Source organism: Micromonospora sp. NPDC047812 (assembly GCF_040704175.1).
GTDB lineage: Bacteria > Actinomycetota > Actinomycetes > Mycobacteriales > Micromonosporaceae > Micromonospora.
Genome location: NZ_JBEYRY010000001.1, coordinates 1,575,652 through 1,598,933 on the forward strand (window position 1 = coordinate 1,575,652; position 23,282 = coordinate 1,598,933).

Sequence of the window (23,282 nt, forward strand, 5' to 3'; positions counted from 1 at the left end):
CGCGGCCCGGAACGACACCCGCGTACCCGCACGGATCGCCGACATTCCGTGCCGGCGGCGGGGGTAGGAGCGGGTGGTCCGCTTGGGTGCGACGGCACGCCGGCGGCACCGGACCGGGCGGTCGAAACGGGGTGGGGAGGCTGGGACCGGTCGCGGGGTGCGACAGCGGTCAGCGGCGGCGGTTGCGGGCCCGGGAGGATCGCAACCGGCGCAGCCGCCCCACCAGCACCGGTTCGGCGGCGAGGGCGGCCGGGTTGTCGAGCAGCGCGTTGAGCAACTGGTAGTAGCGGGTGGCCGAGAGGCCGAAGGTGTCCCGGATGGCCTGTTCCTTGGCGCCGGCGTGCCGCCACCACTGCTGCTCGAAGGCGAGGATGCCGCGTTCACGCTCGGTGAGGCCGTCCTCCGGCCGGGCGTCCGCCGGGGCGGGGTGGATGGCCGGGTCCGGCGAGGCGTCGGCGTCGGCCTCGCGGGGCGGGGCGCCGGCCTCGCGGGGTGCCGCCACGGCGACGTCCGGCTCCGGCGCCGAGCGGGGCTGCGGGACCGTCGGCGTTCCGGGGCCCGGACCGGTACGCGGCTGGGGAACGACGCTGCCGGCGTCCCGCGCCTCCCCGGTGGGGTCCCCGACGCTCGCGCCGGTCTCGCCGGGCCGGCCCGTCACGGGCGGCTCGGTGGCGGCCGGGGCGGCGTCGGCGGGCTGCATGGCGCTCCTCGTGGGGCTGGCGGGCGGCACACCACGACGCCGACCGGTGGGGGGACACCAGCCTAACCAGGGCCGACCCGGTTCGCATCGGGCGACGGTGCCGGAACGTGACCGCTCCGGTTCACGTCGTGTCCGTCGCGCGGACCCACCGGACCCGCCCGGAGTCGTCATCCCCGCCGGGGCGGGGGGGGGGCGGTGCGACCGGGGCCGGGGAGAGCCGCCGGCCGCACCGCCCGCGGTCAGGAGATGTCCCGCCGGCGCATCGCCCAGAGGGCCGCGCCGAGGATCACCACGAAGCCGACCGCCATCATCACCGAGGACTGCTGCCAGGTGATGTCGAGCGTGTCCGGTTTGCACTCACCGAAGTAGGTCGCCTGGCAGGCGTTCCAGTCCTCCAGCGTGACCTTCTTCTGCATCCACGCCACGGCGTAGGTGGGCAGCAGCCAGGCCTCGGCGAAGCGCACGCCGGCCATCGCCAGCAGGATGCCGAGGCCGAACTGGCCGACGACCATCAGGGCGATCACCCCGCCCAGGGCCATCGCGGTGTGCCGCCCCAGCGAGGCGAGCGCGAAGCCGATGGTCGCGGTGACCAGCGCGAGCACCAGCCCGCGCAGCCCGGTCAGGGCGAAGGACTGCCATGCCCCGGACGTCATCTTCGCCGTGCTGCCACGGAAGGTGGCGACCAGCCAGAAGCTGCCGAACCAGAGCGCCGTCGTGGGCACCGCCAGGGCGACCAGCCCGGTGAGCAGCGCCGCCAGCTTCGTCAGCAGTACGGTCAGCCGCTTCGGCCGCCACAGCAGCAGGTTCATCATGCCGCCGGTGTTCCACTCGGCCCCGACGAAGGAGGCGCCGACGACGAACCCGACCAGCGCCAGGATCGCCGCGAGCGGCAGCAGCGTGTCGCCGAAGTTCTCCCGGAAGTCGAAGGTGGAGGGCAGGAACCACTGCGCCTCGATCGCCTCCCGGGGCGGCGGCTGGATGGTCGCGCAGTCCTCCGGGAACTGCTCGGCCTGGGCCGTTCCGGCGGCCTTCGCCTTCTCGCACTCCGCGCGGTACTGCGCGTTGTGGCGGACGTCCTGCTGCCACTGCTGCTCGGCGGCGCGCTCGGCCTTCGCCAGCGCGGCGGCGTCGATCTTCTCGTTGGTGAGGAAGACCCCGATCACCACCAGCGCGAGCACCAGCAGGCCCAGCAGGCTCATCCAGCGGGTGAAGCGCCGCTTGGTGAGCCGGCGCAGCTCCGTACGGTAGAGGCTCACGCGCCCCACCCTCCTCCGGCGGCGCCGGGCTGCCCCGCGTCACCGACCTTCGTGGACTGGTCGACCTGCCGGTGCTGGCCGGGTACCGGCGCGGTGGCGGTCAGTTCGAGGAAGACGCTCTCCAGGTCGACGGCGATCGGGGCCAGCTCGCTGACGTAGAGGCCCTGCTCGGCGAGGAGCCGGGTCACCGTGGCCGGCTTGTCGACCCCCGCGAGCATCAGATGGTCGGGCTGACCGGTCACCCGGATCCCGGCGCGGGTCAGCGCGTCCGCGGCGATCGGCAGGTCGGTGACCGCCTCCAGCCGCACCCGGACCGCCCCCGAGGAGTGCTGGGCGAGCACCTGCTCCACCGGCCCGAAGGCCACCCGCCGGCCCAGCGAGATGATCGTCACGGAGTCGCAGATCAGCTGGATCTCGCCGAGGATGTGGCTGGACAGCACCACGGTCATCCCCGACTCGGCGAGGCTGCGCGTCAGGGTGCGCATCTCCCGGATGCCGCCCGGGTCGAGGCCGTTGGCCGGCTCGTCGAGGATCAGCAGCTTGGGGTTCTTCAGCAGGGCCGAGGCGACCGCGAGCCGCTGCTTCATGCCGAGCGAGTAGGTCTTGACCCGCTCGCCGGCACGGTCGCGCAGCCCGACCAGTTCCAGCACCTCGTCCACGCGCTGCTGCGGCACGTCGCCGGCGCCGGCGAGCAGGGACAGGGTGTCGCGGGCGGTGAAGTGCGGGAAGAACTGCGGGCTCTCGACGATCGCGCCGACCTGGCCGGCGACGGCGGGCAGCGCCGCCGGCACCTCGTGGCCGAGGACCGTCATCCGGCCGCCGTCGGGCCGGATGAGGCCGAGCAGCGTACGCAGCGTGGTGGTCTTGCCCGACCCGTTGGGGCCGAGGAAGCCGTGCACCTGCCCCTCTTCGACCCGCATGTCGAAGCCGTCGAGCGCGTTGCGGGTGCCGCGCCGACGGCTCTTGTACGTCTTGCGGAGACCTTCGATCTCCAGGACAGCTGGCAAGCTGCACCTCCCCCGATGGGTGTATGACACGCGACACCATACGCGGTATGCAGAAGGCCGCAATACCCGGTATGCATGCGACGCGCCGAACAGGTGAGCGGGACGGCTCCGTCCACGGGCCAGCCCGTCGGCAGAGGCGCCCCCGCAGGAGGGCGCCCCCGACCTCACCTCAGGCGCAGATGACCGTCACCCCGGCGGCGCGGAACGCCTCCACCACCTCCGGGTTGGCCCCGGAGTCGGTGACCAGCGTCTCCACCCGGTCCACCGGGCAGATCCGGGCGAAGGCGTGACCGCCCAACTTGGACGAGTCCGCGATGATCACGACCCGCTTGGCGCGGGCCACCATCAGGTTGTTCATCGCCGCCTCGCCCTCGTGGTGGGCGGCGGCGCCGAGCTGCGGGTCGATCGCGTCCACCCCGAGCAGGGCGACGTCCAGGGTGACCTCGCGCAGCAGCGCCCCGCCCAGCGGGCCGACCAGCTCGAACGACTTCGGGCGGACCACGCCGCCGGCCACCACGACCTTCATCCGGGAGCGGACCAGCAGCTCGTTGGCGATGTTCAGCGCGTTGGTGACCACGGTGAGCTGGGCGCCCTCGGCGCTGGTGTTCAGGTCGGGCCGGACGGCGAGGGCCCGCGCCACCTCCGTGCTGGTCGTGCCGCCGTTCAGGCCCACCACGGTGCCCGGCGAGACCAGCGCCGCGGCGGCGGCGCCGATCCGCTGCTTCTCCGCCGAGTGCTTGGCGGTCTTGTAGCGCAGCGGCAGGTCGTACGAGACGCCGTTGGCGACCGCGCCGCCCCGGGTCCGGGTGATCATCTGCTGCTGGGCGAGCTGGTCGAAGTCGCGCCTGATGGTGGCCTGGGAGACGTCCAGCCGCTCGGCCGCCTCCTCGACGCTGACCCGGCCGTTGTCGGTCAGCATCTCGAGCAGGGCGTTCCATCTGGCGTACCGGTCCACCCGGGCCCTCCAGTTACTGCGCGGTCGGTGATTGATTGCGTGCACAGTAGTGCGCGAAACTGCGAGGGCGCAAAACCCTGGCTTGCGCGATGTCAGGGCTGGTTGCCACAACCAGCCGCTTTCGCGCAGAATAACGCGCGAAAGGCGGCTCTAACGAGCCGTATTGCGCACCGCTCCCCTGCGTAGGAGTTCTCATGTCGTACGTCGACGCCGAGATCGCGAGCCAGCCCGACTGCTGGCGGGAGGCGGCGCGACTCGCCGCCACCGTGACGAACCACCTCCCCCGCCCCGGGGAGCGGGTCGCCGTCGTGGGCTGCGGCACGTCGTGGTTCATGGCGATGGCGTACGCGGCCCGCCGCGAGCACCTCGGCCAGGGTGAGACCGACGCCTTCCAGGCCTCCGAGTTCCCGACCGGCCGGCGCTACGACCGGCTCGTGGCGATCACCCGCTCCGGCACCACCACCGAGGTCACCGAGCTGATCGCCGCCCTGCGCGGGCGGGTGCCGACCACCGTCCTGGTCGGCGACCCCGACTCCCCCGCCGTCGCGCTGGCCGACGCGGCGGTGACCATGCCCTTCGCCGACGAGCGCTCGGTGGTGCAGACCCGCTTCGCGACCACCGCACTGGCCCTGCTCCGCGCCCACCTCGGCGACAACATCGACGCGCTCGCCGCCGACGCGGAGGTGGCCGTGCGCGCCCCGCTGCCGATCGACCCGACCCGCATCGAGCAGGCCACCTTCCTCGGTCGCGGGTGGACGGTCGGGTTGGCCCAGGAGGCCGCCCTGAAGTGCCGCGAGGCGGCCACCTTCTGGGCCGAGGCGTACCCGGCGATGGACTACCGGCACGGGCCGATCTCGATCGCCGCGCCGGGCCGGCTGGTCTGGGCGTTCGGCGAGCTGCCCGAGGGGCTGCCGGCGGACGTGGCGGCGACGGGCGCGGCGTTCGTGCACAGCCGCACCCACGGCTGCCGCACGGTCCTGGGCAGTTGGGCCGCCGGCCGTACGCCGGTCGACCCGATGGCCGACCTGATCCTGGCGCAGCGGTTCGCCGTCGCGCTCGCCACCAGCCGGGGCCTCGACCCCGACGCGCCCCGGCACCTGACCCGTTCCGTGGTCCTCGCGTGAGCCCAGCCGACGTCGTCGTCGCGCTGGACGTCGGCGGCACCGGGATGAAGTGCGCCCTGGTCCGGGCGGACGGCGTCGTGCTGCACACCGAGCGGCACCCCACCGACGCCGGGCGCGGCCCGGACGCCGTGGTGGACACCGTCCTGGGGGTCGCCGAAGGGCTGGCCGGCAAGGCCCGCGCCGACGGGCTCGACCCGGTCGCCGTCGGCATCGCGGTGCCCGGGGTGATCGACGAGGAGCGTGGGATCGCCGTCTGGTCGGCGAACGTGGGCTTCCGGGACGTACCGCTGCGGGACCTCGCCCACGAGCGGCTCGGGCTGCCCACGGCGCTCGGCCACGACGTGCGCGCCGGCGGCCTGGCCGAGGCGCGGCTCGGCGCGGGCCGCGAGGCCGGGCACGTCCTCTTCGTCGCGATCGGCACGGGCATCGCCGCCGCCCACGTGGTCGACGGCACAGCCGCCACCGGCGCGCACGGCGCCGCCGGGGAGATCGGCCACATCCTCGTACGCCCCGGCGGGCCGCGCTGCGGCTGCGGCCGACCCGGCTGCCTGGAGGCGGTGTCCTCCGCCTCCGCGATCGGGCGGCGCTACTCGGAGCTGGCGGCCGTACCGGCGACCGCCGCCGAGGTCGCCGACCGGGCGGCGGCCGGCGAGCCGCTGGCGGTGGACGTCTGGCGGGAGGCCGTCGAGGCGCTCGCCGACGGGCTCGCCACCGGTCAGGCCCTCTACGACGTGGAGGCCGTCGTGCTCGGCGGCGGCCTCACGCGGGCCGGCGCGCGGCTGCTCGACCCGCTCCGGGCCGCGCTGCACGAGCGGATGACGTTCCATCGGGAGCCGCGCCTGGTCGCGGCGGCCCTCGGCGACGAGGCCGGCTGCCTCGGCGCCGCCCTGCTCGCCCTCGACAGTCTGGAGAAGTGATGGCTCTTCGGGTGAACGGCAAGGTGGTGACCCCGACCGGCGTGATCCGGCAGGGCTGCGTGGAGGTGGACGAGGGCCGGATCCGGGCGGTGGCCGAGTACCCGTCGGTGCGCGACGGGCACTGGATCGTGCCCGGCTTCGTCGACATGCACACGCACGGCGGCGGCGGGCACACCTTCACCACCGGCGACGCCGGGCAGGCCCGGCAGGCCGCCGACTTCCACCTGCGGCACGGCACGACCACCCTGCTGGCCAGCCTCGTCAGCTCGCCCTTCGTGCTCATGCGCTCGGCCACCGAGGCGTTCGCCCCGCTGGTCGCCGAGGGGGTGCTGGCCGGGATCCACTTCGAGGGGCCGTACCTCTCCTCCGCCCGCTGCGGCGCGCAGAACCCCGAGTACCTGCGCGACCCGTCCACCGACGAGCTGGCCGAGCTGATCGAGCTGGGCGGCGGGGCGGTCCGGATGGTCACCCTCGCCCCCGAGCGGGACGGCGCGCTGGAGGCCATCAAGCTGCTCACGGCGCACCGGGTGGTCGCCGCGGTCGGCCACACCGACGCCACGTACGACGAGACGCGCGCCGCCGTCGCGGCGGGCGCGAGCGTCGGCACCCACCTGTTCAACGGCATGCGGCCGGTGCACCACCGCGAACCCGGCCCGGTGGTGGCCCTGCTGGACGCCCCGAACGTGGTCTGCGAGCTGGTCGCCGACGGCGTGCACCTGCACGACGGGATGCTGGCCTTCGCCACGTCGACGGCGGGCCCCGAGCGGGCCGCCCTGATCACCGACGCGATGGCCGCCGCCGGCATGGCCGACGGCGAGTACGACCTGGGCGGCCAGACGGTCACGGTGGCGGACGGCGTGGCCCGGCTGGCCCGCGACGGCGCGATCGCGGGCAGCACCCTGACCATGGACGCCGCGCTGCGGCACGCGGTGGGCGCCGGCATCCCGATCGCGGACGCCGTGCGGATGGCGTCCACCACACCGGCCCGCGCGATCGGCCTCGGCGACCAGCTGGGCGCGCTCCAGGTCGGGCTCCGGGCCGACCTGGTGGTGCTCGACGACGACCTCAACGTGGTCCGGGTGATGCGCGGCGGCTCCTGGCTGGAGTGACGCCGCCGGATCGCCGCCGGTCCGGGGTCAGCCGGAGGTGGGGACCTCGACGCCGAGCACCGCCTGCTCGTCGGGGCGGTGCACCAGCACGTCGGCGAGGAAAGACTGGACGGCCGGGGCCATTCCGACGTCCCGGCCGGCCCGCTCGGAGAGCAGCCACTTGTGCTCGATGATCTGCGCGAAGAGTTCCTGCGGCTCCAGCTTGCGGCGCAGGTGCGCGGGCACGGCCCGGACCACCGGCTCGAAGACCTCGGTGAGCCAGCGGTGCGCGGCCTGCTGCTCGTCGGTCAGGTAGCTCTCGGCCCGGTACGCGTCGAGGTCGTTGAGCAGCCGGCGGGCCTGGTTCTCCTCGGCGTCCAGGCCGGTCAGGCGGAGCAGCCGCCGGGTGTGGTAGCCGGCGTCGACCACCTTCGGCCGGATCAGGTACCGCCCGTTGTCGATCGTGGACATGGCCACCTCGGCGACGTCGAAGCCCAGCTCGTTGAGGCGGCGGATCCGCCCCTCGATGTCGTGCCGGGCCTCCCGCTCGATCTGCTGCTCGTAGGTGATCTCGTGCCACAGCCGCTCGTAGCGCTGCACGACCTCCTCGCAGACCACCTCCGGGTCGATCGACTCGTGCAGCAGCCCGGCGGCCTGGAGGTCGAGCGCCTCGCCGAAGATGTTGACCCGGGCGATCTCCAGGTCCTCGCCGCGCTGGCCGTTGGAGAGGGAGTGGTGCAGCGCCCCGGTCTCGGCGTCCACCAGGTACGCGGCGAACGCCCCCGCGTCCCGCCGGAACAGCGTGTTCGACAGCGAGCAGTCGCCCCAGAAGAAGCCCGTCAGGTGCATCCGGACGATCAGGGCGGCCAACGCGTCGAGCAGCCGGCCCATCGTCTCCGGGCGCAGGGTGTGCGAGAAGAGCGCCCGGTAGGGCAGCGAGAACTGCAGGTGCCGGGTGATCAGCACCGACTCGAGGGGTTCCCCGTCGTCGGTCTGCCGGTCGGCGACGATCGCCACCGCCTCGACCGACGGGAAGTCGATCCGCTCCAGGGCGCGGAGCAGGTCGTACTCCCGCTCGGCGATCCGCTCGCGGGTCTCCTTGAACGCGTAGACGTACTCACCCAGCCGGACGAAGCGGACGATGTGCCGGGAGATGCCCTGGGGCAGCGCCACCAGGTGTTGCGCAGGCCACTCCTCCAGCGGGGTCGACCAGGGGAGGTCGAGCAGCGCCGGGTCCACGAGGGCCGAGGTGATCCGCACGGGCACAAGTCTGACGGGTTCCCCCCGCCGAGCGCCTCCCTTCGTGGCTCGGCACACAGCCGGCCCCGGCCCGTCCCGGTCCGGCACGGAGCGGGGCCGGTAGCGTGGTCGGCGTGCGGGAGACCACGACGGTACGGGGAAAGGCGCAGCTCCGGCCGGTCCGGCCGGCCGGCTGGTGGTTCGACGCGCTGCTGCTCACCGCCCTGGTCGGGATGACCGTGGCCCTCGCCGACGAGCGGCTCTTCGGCATCGACCGGGCGGTCGCCGACTGGTCGCAGGCGCACCGGCCGACGGCCGCGCACTGGACGGCGGTGGTCCTCAACTACCTCGGCCAGGGCACCCCGTTGACGTTGATCGCCCTGGGGCTCGGGGTGCTGCTCGCGGTGCGGCTGAGATCCGTCCGCCCGGTGCTGCCGCCGGTGCTCGCCTTCGCCCTCAGCTACCTGACCATCGGCCCACTCAAGGTGTGGACCGCCCGACCCGCGCCCAGCGCGAGCATCAAGGAACCCTTCCTGCCCGCCGAGCAGACCCTCCCGCTGTTCCAGGACGAGCTGCCGCTTCGGTTCGCCCAGTCCTACCCCTCCGGCCACGTCGCGAACGCGATCCTCTGGTACGGGGTCATCGCGCTGCTGCTCGCCCCGCTGCTGCGCACGTACGGCCGGACCGTACCGCCCCGGCTGGTCACCGTGGTCCGGGTCGTGCCGCCGGTGGTGGTGCTCTGCACCACCACCTACCTGGGCTGGCACTGGCTGACCGACTCGGTCGCCGGGTTGCTGCTGGGGCTTCTCCTCGACCGGCTGCTGCACCGGGTGCCCTGGGACGACCTGCCGTTGCCGGGAGCGCTGCGGGACTGGAACCGTCCGTTCATCTCCGCCCTCTAGGGTCCCGTCGTGGATCGACTGGCGCGCCGGCTGGGCGTACGGGATGCGGTGGTCATCGGCCTGGGATCGATGCTCGGCGCGGGCGTCTTCGTGGTCTTCGCGCCCGCCGCGGCGGCGGCCGGCGGGGCCGGCCTGTTGGCGGCCCTCGCGCTGGCCGGCTTCGTCGCCTTCTGCAACGCGACCAGTTCGGCCCGGCTCGCGGCACGCTACCCGGAGTCCGGCGGCACCTACGTGTACGGGCGGGAGCGTCTCGGCCCCTTCGCCGGGTTCCTGGCCGGCTGGGGCTTCGTGGTCGGCAAGACGGCGAGCTGCGCGGCGATGGCGCTGACCATCGGGGCGTACCTCTGGCCGGGACAGGCCCGGCTCGTCGCCGTCGGCGCGGTGGCGGCGGTGACCGCCGTGAACCTGCGCGGCATCGGCAGGACCGCGACCGCGACGAAGGTGCTGGTCGCCGTGGTGCTGGCGGTGCTGGCCCTGGTCACGGTGGCCGGCGCGGCCGGCGGCGACTTCTCGCTCGACCGGTTCGGCGACCTCGACGCCGGCGGGCGGGGCGTGCTCACGGCCGCCGGGCTGCTCTTCTTCGCCTTCGCCGGGTACGCCCGGATCGCCACCCTCGGCGAGGAGGTGCGCGACCCGGAGCGGACCATCCCCCGGGCGGTCCCGCTGGCCCTCGGCGTGGTGCTGGCGGTCTACCTGGTGCTGGCGGTCGTGACGGTCGGCGTGCTCGGGGCCGACCGGCTGGCCGCGTCCGCCGCTCCCCTGGCCGACGTGGTGACGGCCGCCGGACTGCCCGGCCTGGCGTGGCTGGTGCGGGCCGGGGCGACCGTGGCGGTGACCGGGGTGCTGCTCTCCCTGCTCGCCGGGGTGGGGCGCACCGCGCTGGCGATGGCCCGCCGCCACGACCTGCCGGGGGCGCTGGCCGCCGTGCACCCGGTGCACCGGGTGCCGCACCGGGCGGAGCTGGCCGTGGCCGCCGTGGTGGTGGCGATCGTGCTGCTGGGCGACGTGCGCGACGCGATCGGCTTCTCCAGCTGCACGGTGCTGGTCTACTACGCAGTCACCAACGCCGCCGCGCTGACGCTGGGCCGAGACCCGGGCCGGCGGCTGCCGGTGCGGGCACTGGCCGTGCTGGGGCTGGCCGGCTGCCTGCTGCTCGCGGTCAACCTGCCGCCGGCCAGCGTGCTCGCCGGCGCCGCCGTGCTCGCCGCCGGCGCCCTCTGGTACGCCCTGCGCCCCCACCGGCCCTGACGCCGCTCCCGGGGCGCGCAGCACGGCGGACCAGGCGCCGTCACTCCTCCGACTGGCGGGGCGTGGGCGTGACCGGTTCCTCCGGCGGGGGTGGCGCGGCCTCGCGGAGCAGGGCGTTCAGGCCGGCCCGGCGGGCCACCACCGTCAGCCGGTCGCCCGCGACGATCACCAGCCGCGCGTCGGGCGCCCAGTCGAGGCGCTGGCCGGCCCGGGCGTGCGCCAGCAGGCGTACGCTCTCGGCCCGTCCGACGGCGGCGAGCGGCCTGCCGTCGAGCGCCGACCCGGCGGCGACGCTGACCTCGGTGACCAGCAGCGCGTGCCGGCCGACCGGGATGGTGGCGATCACCGCGCGGTCCAGCAGCGCGGCGGCGAACGACGGTGCCGCGAGGTAGGACACGCTGCGCGAGACGCCGATGCCGAACGCCTGCTGGATGCGTTCGGCGAAGTGGCCGTCGAAGAGCCGCAGCACCACCTGGAGTTCCGGGTTGACGGCCCGGCCGATGAGCGCTGCCTGGAGGTTGGTCTCGTCGTCGGTGGAGACCACCACCAGCGCCTGGCAGCCGCCCACGGACGCCGACTGGAGGGTCTCCTCCAGCGCGGCGTCGCCCACGATCAGCGGTACGCCGAGCCGCCGGGCCAGCGCCCCACCGCGCGGCTCGGCCAGCTTGTCGATCGCCACCACCTCGACGCCGAAGTCGCAGAGCTGCGCCATCACCCGGGTGCCGACGTTGCCCAGCCCGACCACCACCACGTGCCCGGAGCGCTCGGGCTGGATGCGGCCGGAGTGCAGGGCCAGCCGGGCGTTGACGATGCCGTCGACCACCACGGCGGTGATCAGCGGGATCAGCGCCAGCCCGGCCAGGTTGAGCACCACCTGCATGACCTGCTCGGCGGCCGACTTGTCGGGGTTGGGGTCCTGCCCGGTCAGCGTGGTGACCAGCGTGAGGTAGAGCGAGTCCCCCCAGTCCTTTTCGTGCGCGGCGTAGCCGTTGAGCCAGCCGAGCACCCCGATCACCGCCAGCAGCACGATCACCGCCACGCCGATCTTGCGGGTGGCGAAGCTGCGTACGGCGCGCAGCAGCACCGTCAGGGGGCGACGTCGCCGGCGGGCCCGCCTCAGCCGGCGGGCGGCCAGCTCCGTCCCGGGCGGCGTCCCCGTGGCCTCGGCGATCACCAGGTCGGCCGCGCGCTCGTCGGCGGGCAGCAGCCGGACCTGCTGCTGGTCGCGGGTGTCGGCGACCCCGCAGACCACGTCGGTCGGGCGTACGTCGTCGCGGCGGGCCACGTAGAGGGTGCGCCCGCCGTGCCGGAAGTGGGTGGGGGCGACCTCGCCGAGCGCGGCGGCCACGAAGGCGGGGGCGGCCATGGAGGCGTCGGAGAGCACCGCCGAGTCGGGGAAGATCTGCCGCACCCCGTTGGCCAGGCTGGTGTTGAACATCCGCACCACCAGGCGCAGCCGGGGCTCGACCTCCTGCGCGCACAGCGCGGCGTGCATGTTGCCGACGTCGTCCTGGTGCAGCAGGGCCAGCCCGTCGGCGCCGGCCAGCCCGGCGCGGCGGAAGGTCACCTCGTCCAGCCGGTCGGCGCGGACGACCTCGACGCCCTGGAGGTCGCGCCCGTCGGGCTCGTCCGAGCGCGGTCGCTCGGGCACGACCAGGGTGATCCGGACGCGGCCGGCCTGGAGTTCGGTGGCGAGCAGGGCCCGCACCACCCAGTAGGCGAGGGCGTCGCGACCGCAGATCACGTAGTGCGCCCGCGCGTCGCCGTTGACCCGGAGCCGCCGGCCGGCACGCCGCGCACGATCCAGCAGGGGCTCCGCCATGTGCCGCATCGTAGTCAGCCGGTCGCGGCGGGCGCAGCCCCGTGATCATGAACGCTGGTCGCGTCGGCATGTCCCCTCCGGGGACGGGTAGAGCACTGGCATGCAGACGTTCCTGCCGTACCCGGACTTCCTGGCCAGCGCCCGGACGCTGGACCAGAAACGGCTGGGCAAGCAGCGGGTGGAGACCATCCAGGTGCTGCGCGGGCTGACGTGGCCCACGTACGGCTGGCGCAACCACCCGGCGGTGAAGATGTGGGCCGGGTACGAGGAGGCCCTCACCCGGTACGGGCTGGACGTCTGCGCGGTCTGGTGCGAGCCCGGCCGGGCCGACACCTGCGCGGCCACGATGACCACCGACCTCGCCGCCGCCTGCGGCCTGACCCGGGTCCGCACCCAGGCCGAGCTGGCCGAGGCCGGGGAGCTGCCGCCCTGGCTGGGCCGCGACGACCTGCACCTGAGCCACCGCTCGTCGCTGCTACGCAAGGACCCCGGGCACTACGGCCCGATCTTCGGCGACGACGTCCCGACCGACCTGGAGTACGTCTGGCCCGCCTCGGACCGGCAGCGGCGCTGCCTGCCGCCGCCGGCGTGAGTCGGGGCGCGTGCGGCGCCCGCGGTCGGGGAACGTTCCTCCTGACGGGTCACCGGGCAGACTGGAGACCATCCGGCGGGAAGGTGCACATGGCGCTGTCGAAGGTGGTCGGTCGGCTCATCGGCGTACGCGAGCACGAGGTGGACCCGGGCGGTGGCGGCGCCCCGCGCGTGCCGGGCCCGGTCGAGGCGGTGGTGGTCGGCGGCGGGATCGCCGGCATGTCGGCGGCGGTGGTGCTGGCGGAGCGCGGGGTGACGGTGACCGTGCTGGAGGCCGCGCCGACGCTCGGCGGCCGGCTCGGGGCCTGGCCGGAGACGCTCGCCGGCGGCACCCGGCAGACGAACGAGCACGGCTTCCACGCGTTCTTCCGGCAGTACTACAACTGGCGGTCGATCCTGCGCCGCGCCGACCCGGGCCTCGGCTTCCTCAAGCCGGTTCCCGGCTACCCGATCCTGAGCGATCGGTGGCCCACCGAGGAGTTCGGCAGGCTGCCGCCCGCCCCGCCGGCGAACCTGCTGGCGCTGCTGCTGCGCAGCCCCAGCCTGCGCCTGGGCGACCTGCGCGGAATGGACCGGGACGCGGCGCTGCCGCTGCTCACCTACGACCCGGGGCGCACCTACGCCGAGTTCGACGACACGACCGCCGACGCGCTGCTCACCTCGCTGCGGCTGCCCGACCGGGCCCGCGCGATGCTCTTCGAGGTCTTCTCCCACTCGTTCTTCAACCACGAGGCGGAGATGTCGGCGGCGGAGATGATCGCCCAGTTCCACTTCTACCTGCTGGGCAACCCGGAGGGGCTGGCCTTTGACTGCCCGGACGAGGACTACGCGACGGCGATCTGGGAGCCGCTGACGCGGCACGTGCAGAAGCACGGCGGCCGGGTGGTGACGGACGCTGCCGCCACCGCCGTGACCCGCGCCGGCGGCGGCTGGCGGGTGACGACCGCCGACGGCACGTCGTACCCCGCCCGGCACGTGGTGCTCGCCGTCGACCCGCCCGCCCTCGCCGCGCTGGTCGCGGCCTCGCCCGGCCTGGCCGAGCACGCGCCCCGGCTGGCGGCGCGGATGCCCGCGTTCGGCCGGCCCGGACCGCCGTACGCGGTGGCGCGCTACTGGTGCGACGGGGACGTCTCCGCCGACCGGGCGGTGTTCAGCGGGGTGTCCCGGCAGCCCACCCTGGACTCGGTGACCCTCTACCACCGGCTGGAGAACGAGTCCCGCCGCTGGGCGGAGCGCACCGGTGGCTCGATCGTGGAGCTGCACGCGTACGCCTGCGAGGCGGGTGTGCCGGCCGAGGAGCTGGCCGAGCGGATGCGGGCCGAGCTGACGGCGCTCTGGCCGGAGGCGGCCCGGCTGCGGGTCCGCGAGCTGCGCGCCCGGGTGGAGGCGCAGGCGCCGGCGTTCACGCCCGGCAGCCACGCCTGGCGGCCGGGGGTACGCACCGACGCCGACGGGCTCTACCTGGCCGGCGACGGCATCCGGACGGACTTCCCGAGCGCGCTGATGGAGCGGTCGGCGGCGACCGGGATCATCGCGGCCAACCACGTCCTGCGGGCCGAGGGCGGCGCGGCCGAGCCGGTGCGCTCGATCCGGCCCCGGGGCCTGCTCGCCGGCCGGGGATGAGCAAAGCGGACAAATGGGCCTCCCGGCTGTCCTAGGCTGTTCCTCTGGGATGAGCCGGGAGGTCAGCGGGATGTCGCCGCGCACGGACGACGACCCGCTCGTCGCCGACGTGCCGCGGGACGACGCGTACCCGCTGGTCCGGGACGAGCGGGCCTGCGTCGTGACCGCCCTGCGGCTCGGCTGGTGGATGGCGGACGCCTACCACCACGCGCGGACCGCCGAGCTGCTCGACCCCGACCGGCCGGCGGGCGCACCGCCGAAGCTGTCCAACCTGACCGAGATGTCGGGGCGGCGGCGGATGCACATGTACCTGGACGGCGTGGAGGTCGCGCTCACCCAGATCGCCGAGCTGACCCGGCGCGTCGGCCCGCTGCCCGCCACCGCCGACGCGCGGGGCCGGGTGGCCGACGGGTCCGCCGACGCCCTGCTGCTCGCCCTCGACGACCTGAACGTGGAGCTGCTGCGCTGGACGATGGCCACCAACCAGCGGGTGGGGCTGGCGTACCGGCTGGGCCGCTCGCTGGCCGACACCGTCCGGTACGGCGAGGGCGTGCGCAACGGCGACGCCGGGCAGGTGGCCCAGCGCTTCGGCGGGCGGCAGTTCGAGATCGGCCGTTGGCTGGGCGAGCTGGCCAGCGTGCTGCCCCCGTACTCGGCCGCGGTGGTCCGCCACTCACTGTCGACGTGGGCGTCGGCGGTCACCAGGGCGGGCATGGGCGACCCGACCGAGGCGGGGCTGCCCGAGCTGGCCCGCGAGCTGCGCAACCAGGGCGAGCTGTGGCAGGGCGTGCTCACCGGCGGGCTGCACCCGAGGGACCTGCTCGACGAGGAGGACTACGCCATCGTCGCCCGGAACCTGATCGTCCGGGACCGGAAGCTGGTGGTGCAGGCCGTCCGGGGGATCTTCTGGCCGGTGCTCGTACCGCTGCTCGCGGTGCTGTTCGCCGTGGTGGGGGTGAGCGCGCTCGCCGCCGCCGGGTCGCCGGTGACGCGGGCCGCCGTGGCCCTGCTCGGGCTGGGCGCCGGGCTGGCCGCGATCTGGCGCACCGTCTCGGGGCCGGCGCTCGCGGTCGCCGGGGAGGTCAACCGGCCGCTGCTGGAGAGCGAGCTGACCGCCCGGATGGCCGTACGCATCGACCGGCCGCTGGCCGCCGCGCGGGCCGCCGGCCGGGCCCGCCGGCAGCGCCGCCCCGACGAGCCGGGGCCTCGATCGAAATCCGTTGCCCCTCTCTCCCCCGCCGACCTACCGTGATCACGCAAGGTCAACCACCGCCGCGGGAGCTGGTCATGTCGATGTCGCACGTCACCTGCGTGCCGTCGTGCCTGCCCACGCGCCCGGCGAACGGCGGTCACCGCGCCGAAGACCCCGGGGGCGGCCGGCCCGACTGACGCGTGCCCGCACGACGTCGAGCCGCCCGTCCGCATCCGGACCGGGCGGCTCTTTCGCGCTCCGGCCCGCCCAGCTCGTCACCGTCACGAAGGGAGACACCGGTGGACGCCGTCCTCGTCGTCAACGCCGACCTCGGCCCGCTGCACCGGGTCACCGTCCAGCACGCGATCCGGATGCTCTGCCGGCGGGTCGCCGAGATCCACGAGGCCGAGCCGGACCGGGTGATCGGGGTGTTCCCGGTGCCCCGGGTGGTGCGCCTGGTCCGCTACGTGGTGACCCGGTGGCGGTTCAGCGCCGGACCGGCCTGGTCCCGGGCGGGCGTGCTGCGCCGCGACGGGCGCTGCTGCGCGTACTGCGGGGGGCCGGCCGGCACCATCGACCACGTCCTGCCCCGCTCGCGCGGCGGCCGGAACACCTGGCGGAACACGACCGCCGCCTGCTACGGGTGCAACCAGCGCAAGGGCGACCGGACGCCGGCCGAGGCGGGCATGCCGCTGCGCCGCGAGCCGGCGGTCCCGAGCTGGGCGTCGCTGGCCGGGCGGTGACGGACCGGCCGGCGGGAACGGGGGCCGCGTCGGGGGTACGCCTCCGGCGCGGCGCCCGCCGGCCCCCGGCGGTCAGTGCCGGGCGGGCGGGGTCCAGCCGAAGCGGGCCGGGCGGCGCTCGTGGAAGGCGGCGACGCCCTCGCGGGCCTCGCCGCTGGCCCGGACCTGCCCGTGCCACCAGGCGATCCGGTCCTCGTCCGCCCGCCCGTCGACGATCTCCTTGGCGGCGGCGACGCTCAGCTGGGACCGGGCGACCATGGCGGCGGTGAGCTGGTCCACCCGGGCGGCGAGCCCGTCGCCCGGCAGCACCTCGTCGACCAGGCCCACCCGCAGCGCCCGCTCGGCGTCGACCAGCTCGGCGGTGAAGAGCAGGTGCTTGGCCGCGGCCGGGCCGACCAGCCGGGCCAGCCGGCGGGTGGTCGGCGCCGGGTACACCAGGCCCAGCCGCGCCGGCGGCACGCCGAACCGCGCATCGGTGGTGGCGACCCGCAGGTCGCAGGCGACGGCGAGCTGACAGCCGCCGCCCACGCACGCGCCCCGGACGGCGGCGACGGTGGGCTTGGCGAAGGCGGCGAGCCGCTCCTCGGCGGCCACCGCGATGCTGGCGTCACCGGCGTCCAGCAGCTCGTCCAGGTCGCCCAGGTCCGCGCCGGCGCAGAAGGTGTCCCCCGCGCCGGTGAGCACCAGCGCCCGGACGGCCGGGTCGGCCTCCAGCCCGTCGAGCAGCTCCGGCAGCCGCCGCCACATGGCGGTGGTCATCGCGTTGCGCCGCGCCGGGTTCCGGATCACCACCGTCGCCACCGGCCCGGTCATCTCGACGAGGAGTTCCGCGTCCGCCACCGTCACCACCCCTTCGACGTCCCGCCCGGCCGCCGGGACCGGCGACGCGTGCGGCGACCATAACGGCGCCGGCCCGACGACCACCCTGGCGGGGTGGTCGCCGGGCCGGCGACGGTACGGCTACGTCAGGAGACGTTGAGGGCGGTGTCGTCCACGACGAAGGACGTCTGGAGCGACGCGTCCTCGACGCCGGTGAACCGCAGGGTCACGGTCTGCCCCTTGTACGCGGCCAGCGAGAACGACTTCTGGCTGTATCCCGTGGCCTTGTTCAGGTTCGAGTACGTGGCGAGGGTCGCCAGCACCGTCCCGGAGGAGTTGAGCACCTGCACCCGCAGCGTGTCGTACGCGGTGCCGGTGGTGGTCTCCGCCGTGTCGATGTGCAGCCAGAAGCTGAAGTTGTACGACGTGCACCCGGCCGGCAGGCTCACCGACTGGGAGAGCGTCTCGGTGCGGGTGCTCCCGTACCCGTTCATCCACGCGTTCCACGTGCCGGTGCGGGCCGGCTGCGAGGTGCCGTGCTGGCCGATCACGCCCGAGGTCTGCGCCCAGGTGGTGGCCCCGGACTCGAAGCCCGGGTTGCCGAGCTTCTGACCCGGGCTGGTGCAGCCGCCCCCGGTGCCGTTCACGGTCAGCGTGTAGGTGGCGCTGCGGGTGACCGAGCCGGCGCCGTTCACGGTGACCGTGTAGGTGCCCGGCGGCGTGGCGGCCGTGGTGGCGACGGTGAGGGTCGAGGAGCCGCCCGAGGTCACCGAGGCCGGGCTGAACGAGGCGGTCGCCCCGCTCGGCAGGCCGGCGGCCGACAGCGTCACGGTCTGCGCCGAGCCGCTGGTGGTGGCGGTGGCCACGGTGGTGGAGACCGAGCCGCCCGGGTTCACCGCGCCGGAGGTCGGCGAGAGCGAGACCGAGAAGTCGTTGCCGGTCGAGCACGGCGCGTCGTTGCCGGCCACGTTCACCGCGGTCCAGGCCGCCTGGACAGTCCGGTACTCGGTGGAGCAGCTGCCGTACAGGTCGGTCGCGGCGCGCAGGCTGTACGCCCGGGCGGTGTTGGCCGGGTTGCTGGTGTTGACGTACGAGGTGTTGGAGGTGAAGTACGTGTCCAGCGCCCGCCACCAGATCTTCTCGGCCTTGGCGCGGCCGATACCCGTCACCGCCGGGGCGGAGCCGCAGATCGGCGAGGTGCCGTACGGGGTGGCCCCGGTGCCCTCGGCGAGGTTGAAGAAGAAGTGGTTGGCCACGCCGGACGAGTAGTGCACGTCCTTGTTCTTCGTGGAGGTGGACCAGCAGCTGTCGCCCGAGCCGTCCAGGGCCGGGTTGTACATGTAGCGCAGCGGCGTGCCGTCACCGTTGATGTTGATCTTCTCGCCGACCTGGTAGTCGCCCGGGTCGGCGGGGCTGTTGGCGTAGAACTCGACCATGTTGCCGAAGATGTCGCTGGTGGCCTCGTTGAGGCCGCCGGACTCGCCGGAGTAGGTCAGGCCGCCGGGGACCACGTTCTCGGTGACGCCGTGGCTCATCTCGTGGGCGGCCACGTCGATGGAGACCAGCGGCCGGGAGTTGCCGCTGCCGTCGCCGTACGTCATCCGGGAGCCGTCCCAGAAGGCGTTGACGTAGTTGTTGCCGTAGTGCACCCGGCTGGGCACGCCCCGGCCGTCGCCGAAGATGCCGTTGCGCCCGTGCACGTTCTTGAAGTAGTCGAAGGTCCTGGCGGCGCCGTAGTGCGCGTCCACGGCGGCGGACTGCCGGTTGGAGGCGGCGCCGGTGCCCCAGGTGTTGTCGGCGTCGGTGAAGGTGGTGCACGTCGACGTGCCGTTGTTCATGTCGCACGTGGAGCCGTTGCCGCGCAGCGGGTCGATCATCTGGTACGTGCTGCCGGAGAGCGTGGTGTCCACCGTGACGGCGCCCGAGTAGACGCTGTTGCCCGTGCCGGCCACGGCCTCGATCTCGTCGTACGAGCCGACGACCTTGCCCGTGATGGCGTCGGTGACGACGTGGAACCGCGACGGCGTCTGCCCGTCCGGGTGCCAGCCGGTGACGACGGTCTCCCAGGCGAGCCGGCCCTTGCCGGAGCTGGCGTCGACGAAGAGCTCCGGGGTGCCCACGGCGGTGAGCGTGCCGGAGAACTCGGCGCGGGCGGCCTTCTTCGCCGCGGCGGCGGGGACCTTCGCCGTGGTGGGCAGGGTCAGCGGGGCGTCCAGGCCGACCGAGGAGCCGGCGTAGCCGCCGCTCGGGGTCGTGTGGATGACGAAGTCACCGCCGTACACCCGCAGGCCCTGGTAGGTCCGGGTGTAGCGGGTGTGCGCGGCGCCGTCGGCGTCCACCTTGGTGCTGTGCACCTGGTAGGACTCGGCGCCGGTGCCCTGGACGGCGCCGGGATTGGTCCGCAGGACGCTCGCCGCGGCGGCGGCGGGCCCGCCCGGGGCGGGGGCGGTGGGGGGTGCCGCGAGCGCCGGGGTGGCGACGACGGTCAGCAGGCCGCTGGTGAGCAGGGCCGTACCGACGGCGGCGAGGGGTCTCTTCACGTGCCCTCCTGAACGGGGGTATGCGCGACAGGGATAGTCACGCATGTAGATATAACGATGTGAAGACCCAAAAGAGAAGGGGTGATCGGAATTCCGCCCGGGACACTGACCGTTCGGTGGAACCGGGCCGGCGGGAACCGCACCGCCGCGCCGTGCGTCCGAGCGGCATGAGATCAGCTTCGATGGCCGGCATCAAGATCGCGCTGGTGGCGACGGTCCTGTCCGGCTGCGCGACGACCCAGCCGCCGCACCGGGTGCCGCCGCCGAAGAGCCTCCCGGCGGGCCCGTCCGCACCGGCCGCCGCGCCGCCCGCCTCCGCACCGACGGCCCCGGCGGCACGCGTCGTGCTGACCCGGTCGGGCGGCTTCGCCGGGCGCGGCGACACCGTGACGGTGGAGCCCGACGGCCGGTGGAGCGTCGTCGACCGCGCCGGGTCGCGGCGTACCGGCCGGCTCTCCGGCGCGGACCTGGACCGGCTGCGCCGGCTCGTCGCCGACCCGGCCCTCGCCGCCGAGGCCGGCCGCGCGTCGGCCCCCACGGCCTGCCACGACGCCTTCGACTACCGGCTGACCGTCGGGGCCGTGGAGACCGGCTACGTGGACTGCCCGTCCGACGCCGCCCCACCGGAGACGACCCGGGCGGTGGCGGAACTCCTGCTCACCGCCACCGCCTGAGCACCACGACGCCATCCGGTGCCGCGCAGCGCCCGGCCGGTCCGGCGGCGGACGGTGGTCGACCCAGCGCCCGCCGCCGCCCTGCCCGTCAACCGGATCAGAACCGGTAGTCGACCGGCAGCCCGGTGCCGCGCAGCTCGGGCGGCGAGTGGGCGGTGTCGTTGACGGCGACCAGGTCCCCCGCCGCCAGGTCAGCCCCGGGGGAACATCTGGCCGATGCGGATCTTGTTGCCGAACGGGTCGCGGATGCCGAAGTCGATCCCGTACGGGCGCTCCATCGGCTCGTCGGTGATCTCGACGCCCTTGGCGACGAGGTCCTCGTACGTCTTGTGCGCGTCGTCGGTGGTCATGAAGAGGTACCCGCCCAGCGCCCCCTTGGTGAGCAGCTCGCGGACCTGCTCGGCGGTGGCCGGGTCCAGCGCCGGCGGGCCCGGCTTCTCCAGCAGGATCTCGCGCTCCGGGTCGCCGGGCAGGTTCACCGTCAGCCAGCGCATGAAGCCGAGGTCCTGGTCGGTGTTGACCTCCAGGCCGAGCTTGCCGACATAGAAGTCGAGGGCCTCGTCCTGGTCGAGCACGTAGATCTGGGAGCGGCTGATCGCGTTCATCGTCATGCCCGGAACGCTACGGGGCGGGCCTGACCTGCTGCTTATCCAAAACTGATCTCTGCTGTCCGAAGCTGCTGGGCCGGGTCCAGGCCTTGGTGAAGCACACCGGCACGGCGGCGGTCGGCGCCTTGCGCCGGCGGTACTCCGACGGCGGCTCCCCGACGATCTGCCGGAACGTGCGGCTGAACGTGCCCAGGCTGGCGAAGCCGACCGCGTAGCAGACGTCGGTGACGTCGCGGTCGGTGTGCAGCAGCAGGTACATGGCCCGCTCCACCCGCCGCCGCTGAAGATAGCGGTGCGGGGTCTCGCCGAAGGTCGCCCGGAAGGTGCGGATGAAGTGCGCCTCGGAGACGTACGCGATCCGGGCCAGGGCGGGGATGTCCAGCGGCTGGTCGTACGCGCGGTCCATCGCGTCCCGGGCGCGCAGCATGGCCCGGTTCGACTCCTCCGTGGCCCTGCTCACGCCGCCCAGCATAGGCACCGGCCGGGCGCCCGCCGCCGCCCGCCGCTTCACGCCGCTTCACGGCCAACGGTGATCAGGGCGCCATGGACCCAGAAACGACCAGGTAACGTCCGTGGCGTCCTGATCACCTGCGCACCCGCGTCCCACTGCCGAGGCAGCCCGCACGACCTGCGGCACACTGTGGTGCCGCAGCTGATGGCCCATCTCGCGGCGACGGCCGCCACGGAACGCCCGATGGAATTGGAGCCCCCGGCCGGGATCGAACCGGCGACATCTCGCTTACAAGGCGAGTGCTCTGGCCAGCTGAGCTACAGGGGCGTGTGGTGCCGACGTCAGCATAGCGACTGACGTCCGGATTTCCGCCTCGGCAGGCCCCCCGACCACGGGAAACGTCGCCAATCCAACGACGTCCACCGACATCGACGGTCGATTGATGTCCGCCCGTGCCCGAGTGACCGGAATGTCTATGCGGTCCGTCCCATCCCGTGCGCCCCGCCTTGGCAGGTGACGAAAAGCCGTTTACCGTGCAGTGACACGGATGACATCTCGATCATTGAGAGGCTGCCCGTGGGCCGGCGCGTACCCGTGCCGGCCGCTCCTTCACTCGGATCGTCCGGCACGTTCCTGCCGGTGAAAGGAAGCACCCCACCATGGCTACGGTCACCTACTCCAAGGCGTCCCGGATTTACCCGGGCACGGAGCGTCCCGCCGTCAACCAGCTCGACCTGGAGATCGGCGACGGCGAGTTCCTCGTCCTGGTCGGCCCCTCCGGTTGCGGCAAGTCCACCAGCCTGCGCATGCTCGCCGGCCTGGAGGACGTCGACCAGGGCTCGATCCACATCGACGACCGCGACGTCACCCACCTGCCGCCGAAGGCCCGCGACATCGCGATGGTCTTCCAGAACTACGCCCTCTACCCGCACATGACGGTGTACGAGAACATGGCGTTCGCGCTCAAGCTGCGCAAGACCTCGAAGGCCGAGATCGACCGGCGGGTCAAGGAGGCGGCGGCGCTGCTCCAGCTGGAGGAGTACCTGGGCCGCAAGCCGAAGGCCCTCTCCGGCGGTCAGCGCCAGCGGGTGGCCATGGGCCGGGCGATCGTCCGCGAGCCGCAGGTCTTCCTCATGGACGAGCCGCTGTCGAACCTCGACGCGAAGCTGCGTGTGCAGACCCGTACCCAGATCGCGTCGCTGCAGGCGAAGCTGGGCGTCACCACCGTCTACGTCACCCACGACCAGGTCGAGGCCATGACCATGGGCCACCGGGTGGCAGTTATGCTCGACGGCGTGCTCCAGCAGGTGGACACCCCGCGGGCGCTCTACGACACCCCGGCCAACGTCTTCGTCGCCGGCTTCATGGGCTCCCCCGCCATGAACATCAAGACCGTGCCGCTGAGCGAGCGGGGCGCCGCCTTCGCCGACCTGCAGATCCCGCTCACCCGTGAGCAGGTCGAGGCGGCCCGCGCCGACGGCGGCGACAACAAGGTGACCGTCGGCTTCCGCCCCGAGGACTGCGACCTGGTCAGCCCGACCGAGGGCGGCATGCCCGTCGTCGTCGAGCTGGTCGAGGACCTCGGCTCGGACGCCAACATCTACGGCCACGCCGCGCTCGAGGGCAGCAACGAGCGCTTCGTGGTCCGCACCGACCGGCGCACCATGCCGAACATGGGCGACACCGTGTTCGTCAAGCCGCGCGAGGGCCGCAGCCACGTCTTCAACGCGAGCACCGGCAACCGCATCTGACGTACGACGAAATGGGGTGTCCGCCGATCGGC

The 23,282-nt window shown here is 74.0% G+C and carries 21 protein-coding genes and 1 tRNA gene; 11 read left to right on the plus strand and 11 right to left on the minus strand.

Annotated elements, in window-relative coordinates; genetic code table 11:
- Window positions 1–169: 169 nt before the first annotated feature.
- The 4 genes from AB0883_RS07325 to AB0883_RS07340 all read right to left on the minus strand — a co-directional run bounded on the left by AB0883_RS07325 (window position 170) and on the right by AB0883_RS07340 (window position 3,918).
- Window positions 170–700, minus strand: coding sequence for a DUF3263 domain-containing protein (locus AB0883_RS07325; RefSeq protein ID WP_366640112.1), 531 nt, complete (start codon window positions 698–700; stop codon window positions 170–172).
- Window positions 701–939: 239 nt separating this feature from the next.
- Window positions 940–1,956, minus strand: coding sequence for an ABC transporter permease subunit (locus AB0883_RS07330; protein WP_366640113.1), 1,017 nt, complete (start codon window positions 1,954–1,956; stop codon window positions 940–942).
- Window positions 1,953–2,963 (minus strand): ATP-binding cassette domain-containing protein, encoded by a 1,011-nt coding sequence (locus AB0883_RS07335; RefSeq protein ID WP_366640115.1) that lies wholly within the window; start codon window positions 2,961–2,963, stop codon window positions 1,953–1,955. The genes AB0883_RS07330 and AB0883_RS07335 overlap by 4 nt, the downstream gene beginning before the upstream one ends.
- 169 nt (window positions 2,964–3,132) lie before the next feature.
- Window positions 3,133–3,918 (minus strand): DeoR/GlpR family DNA-binding transcription regulator, encoded by a 786-nt coding sequence (locus AB0883_RS07340; protein ID WP_091626905.1) that lies wholly within the window; start codon window positions 3,916–3,918, stop codon window positions 3,133–3,135.
- Between the two features lie 194 nt (window positions 3,919–4,112).
- On the opposite strand from AB0883_RS07340, the gene AB0883_RS07345 reads away from it, so the two are divergent.
- Genes AB0883_RS07345 through nagA form a run of 3 tightly spaced genes read left to right on the plus strand, consistent with a single transcriptional unit; the run spans window position 4,113 to window position 7,068 of the window.
- Complete coding sequence (locus AB0883_RS07345; protein ID WP_366640116.1) at window positions 4,113–5,042, plus strand: SIS domain-containing protein; 930 nt, start codon at window positions 4,113–4,115, stop codon at window positions 5,040–5,042.
- On the plus strand, window positions 5,039–5,959 hold the full coding sequence (locus tag AB0883_RS07350) for an ROK family protein (protein ID WP_366640118.1): 921 nt from the start codon (window positions 5,039–5,041) through the stop codon (window positions 5,957–5,959). Before AB0883_RS07345 ends, AB0883_RS07350 begins: the two co-directional genes overlap by 4 nt.
- The gene (gene nagA / locus AB0883_RS07355) at window positions 5,959–7,068 is read left to right on the plus strand and encodes an N-acetylglucosamine-6-phosphate deacetylase (protein WP_366640120.1); all 1,110 of its coding nucleotides are present in this window, start codon (window positions 5,959–5,961) and stop codon (window positions 7,066–7,068) included. Before AB0883_RS07350 ends, nagA begins: the two co-directional genes overlap by 1 nt.
- A 27-nt stretch (window positions 7,069–7,095) precedes the next feature.
- Here nagA and AB0883_RS07360 read toward each other — a convergent pair whose 3' ends face one another.
- Window positions 7,096–8,307 (minus strand): DUF4032 domain-containing protein, encoded by a 1,212-nt coding sequence (locus AB0883_RS07360; RefSeq protein WP_366640121.1) that lies wholly within the window; start codon window positions 8,305–8,307, stop codon window positions 7,096–7,098.
- 113 nt (window positions 8,308–8,420) lie between these two features.
- On the opposite strand from AB0883_RS07360, the gene AB0883_RS07365 reads away from it, so the two are divergent.
- Window positions 8,421–9,188 carry a phosphatase PAP2 family protein gene (locus tag AB0883_RS07365; RefSeq protein WP_366640123.1) on the plus strand — a complete coding sequence of 256 codons (768 nt, stop codon included), beginning with the start codon at window positions 8,421–8,423 and terminating at the stop codon, window positions 9,186–9,188.
- Between the two features lie 9 nt (window positions 9,189–9,197).
- On the plus strand, window positions 9,198–10,436 hold the full coding sequence (locus AB0883_RS07370; protein ID WP_366640124.1) for an APC family permease: 1,239 nt from the start codon (window positions 9,198–9,200) through the stop codon (window positions 10,434–10,436).
- Between the two features lie 40 nt (window positions 10,437–10,476).
- Here the strand turns inward: AB0883_RS07370 and AB0883_RS07375 are convergent, their stop codons facing one another.
- Window positions 10,477–12,267: an NAD-binding protein gene (locus AB0883_RS07375; protein ID WP_366640126.1), complete on the minus strand. Its 1,791-nt coding sequence runs from the start codon at window positions 12,265–12,267 to the stop codon at window positions 10,477–10,479.
- A gap of 91 nt (window positions 12,268–12,358) precedes the next feature.
- Between AB0883_RS07375 and AB0883_RS07380 the strand changes: the two genes are divergently transcribed.
- From AB0883_RS07380 to AB0883_RS07395, 4 genes are all read left to right on the plus strand, one after another.
- Window positions 12,359–12,850, plus strand: coding sequence for an MSMEG_6728 family protein (locus AB0883_RS07380; protein WP_366640128.1), 492 nt, complete (start codon window positions 12,359–12,361; stop codon window positions 12,848–12,850).
- Between the two features lie 89 nt (window positions 12,851–12,939).
- Entirely contained in the window at window positions 12,940–14,472 is a 1,533-nt protein-coding gene (locus tag AB0883_RS07385) for an FAD-dependent oxidoreductase (protein WP_366640129.1), read from the plus strand.
- 49 nt (window positions 14,473–14,521) lie between these two features.
- Window positions 14,522–15,724 (plus strand): hypothetical protein, encoded by a 1,203-nt coding sequence (locus tag AB0883_RS07390; protein WP_366640131.1) that lies wholly within the window; start codon window positions 14,522–14,524, stop codon window positions 15,722–15,724.
- Window positions 15,725–15,963: 239 nt separating this feature from the next.
- Entirely contained in the window at window positions 15,964–16,407 is a 444-nt protein-coding gene (locus AB0883_RS07395) for an HNH endonuclease (RefSeq protein WP_121401520.1), read from the plus strand.
- A gap of 72 nt (window positions 16,408–16,479) precedes the next feature.
- Here the strand turns inward: AB0883_RS07395 and AB0883_RS07400 are convergent, their stop codons facing one another.
- Window positions 16,480–17,253, minus strand: a complete 774-nt coding sequence (locus AB0883_RS07400; RefSeq protein WP_366640132.1) for an enoyl-CoA hydratase/isomerase family protein — start codon at window positions 17,251–17,253, stop codon at window positions 16,480–16,482.
- Window positions 17,254–17,372: 119 nt separating this feature from the next.
- Complete coding sequence (locus tag AB0883_RS07405) at window positions 17,373–19,766, minus strand: M4 family metallopeptidase (protein WP_366640134.1); 2,394 nt, start codon at window positions 19,764–19,766, stop codon at window positions 17,373–17,375.
- Between the two features lie 182 nt (window positions 19,767–19,948).
- Here AB0883_RS07405 and AB0883_RS07410 point away from each other — a divergent pair, with 182 nt between their 5' ends.
- Window positions 19,949–20,440: a protealysin inhibitor emfourin gene (locus tag AB0883_RS07410; protein ID WP_366640135.1), complete on the plus strand. Its 492-nt coding sequence runs from the start codon at window positions 19,949–19,951 to the stop codon at window positions 20,438–20,440.
- 191 nt (window positions 20,441–20,631) lie between these two features.
- Here AB0883_RS07410 and AB0883_RS07415 read toward each other — a convergent pair whose 3' ends face one another.
- The 3 genes from AB0883_RS07415 to AB0883_RS07425 all read right to left on the minus strand — a co-directional run bounded on the left by AB0883_RS07415 (window position 20,632) and on the right by AB0883_RS07425 (window position 21,826).
- Window positions 20,632–21,051: a VOC family protein gene (locus tag AB0883_RS07415; protein WP_121401524.1), complete on the minus strand. Its 420-nt coding sequence runs from the start codon at window positions 21,049–21,051 to the stop codon at window positions 20,632–20,634.
- Between the two features lie 10 nt (window positions 21,052–21,061).
- A complete protein-coding gene (locus AB0883_RS07420) occupies window positions 21,062–21,508 on the minus strand; it encodes an AraC family transcriptional regulator (protein WP_366640136.1) in 447 nt (148 codons plus the stop codon).
- Between the two features lie 241 nt (window positions 21,509–21,749).
- A tRNA-Thr gene (locus AB0883_RS07425) sits at window positions 21,750–21,826 on the minus strand.
- A gap of 332 nt (window positions 21,827–22,158) precedes the next feature.
- Between AB0883_RS07425 and ugpC the strand changes: the two genes are divergently transcribed.
- Entirely contained in the window at window positions 22,159–23,250 is a 1,092-nt protein-coding gene (ugpC, locus tag AB0883_RS07430) for a sn-glycerol-3-phosphate ABC transporter ATP-binding protein UgpC (RefSeq protein WP_121401528.1), read from the plus strand.
- The last annotated feature ends 32 nt before the right edge of the window (window positions 23,251–23,282 follow it).

Coding starts and splice junctions, on each gene's coding strand:
- AB0883_RS07325 (WP_366640112.1), bottom strand. CDS start 700: ATGCAGCCCGCCGACGCCGCCCCGGCCGCCACCGAGCCGCCCGTGACG.
- AB0883_RS07345 (WP_366640116.1), top strand. CDS start 4,113: ATGTCGTACGTCGACGCCGAGATCGCGAGCCAGCCCGACTGCTGGCGG.
- nagA (WP_366640120.1), top strand. CDS start 5,959: ATGGCTCTTCGGGTGAACGGCAAGGTGGTGACCCCGACCGGCGTGATC.
- AB0883_RS07375 (WP_366640126.1), bottom strand. CDS start 12,267: ATGCGGCACATGGCGGAGCCCCTGCTGGATCGTGCGCGGCGTGCCGGC.
- AB0883_RS07380 (WP_366640128.1), top strand. CDS start 12,359: ATGCAGACGTTCCTGCCGTACCCGGACTTCCTGGCCAGCGCCCGGACG.
- AB0883_RS07385 (WP_366640129.1), top strand. CDS start 12,940: ATGGCGCTGTCGAAGGTGGTCGGTCGGCTCATCGGCGTACGCGAGCAC.
- AB0883_RS07390 (WP_366640131.1), top strand. CDS start 14,522: ATGAGCCGGGAGGTCAGCGGGATGTCGCCGCGCACGGACGACGACCCG.
- AB0883_RS07410 (WP_366640135.1), top strand. CDS start 19,949: ATGGCCGGCATCAAGATCGCGCTGGTGGCGACGGTCCTGTCCGGCTGC.
- AB0883_RS07415 (WP_121401524.1), bottom strand. CDS start 21,051: ATGACGATGAACGCGATCAGCCGCTCCCAGATCTACGTGCTCGACCAG.
- ugpC (WP_121401528.1), top strand. CDS start 22,159: ATGGCTACGGTCACCTACTCCAAGGCGTCCCGGATTTACCCGGGCACG.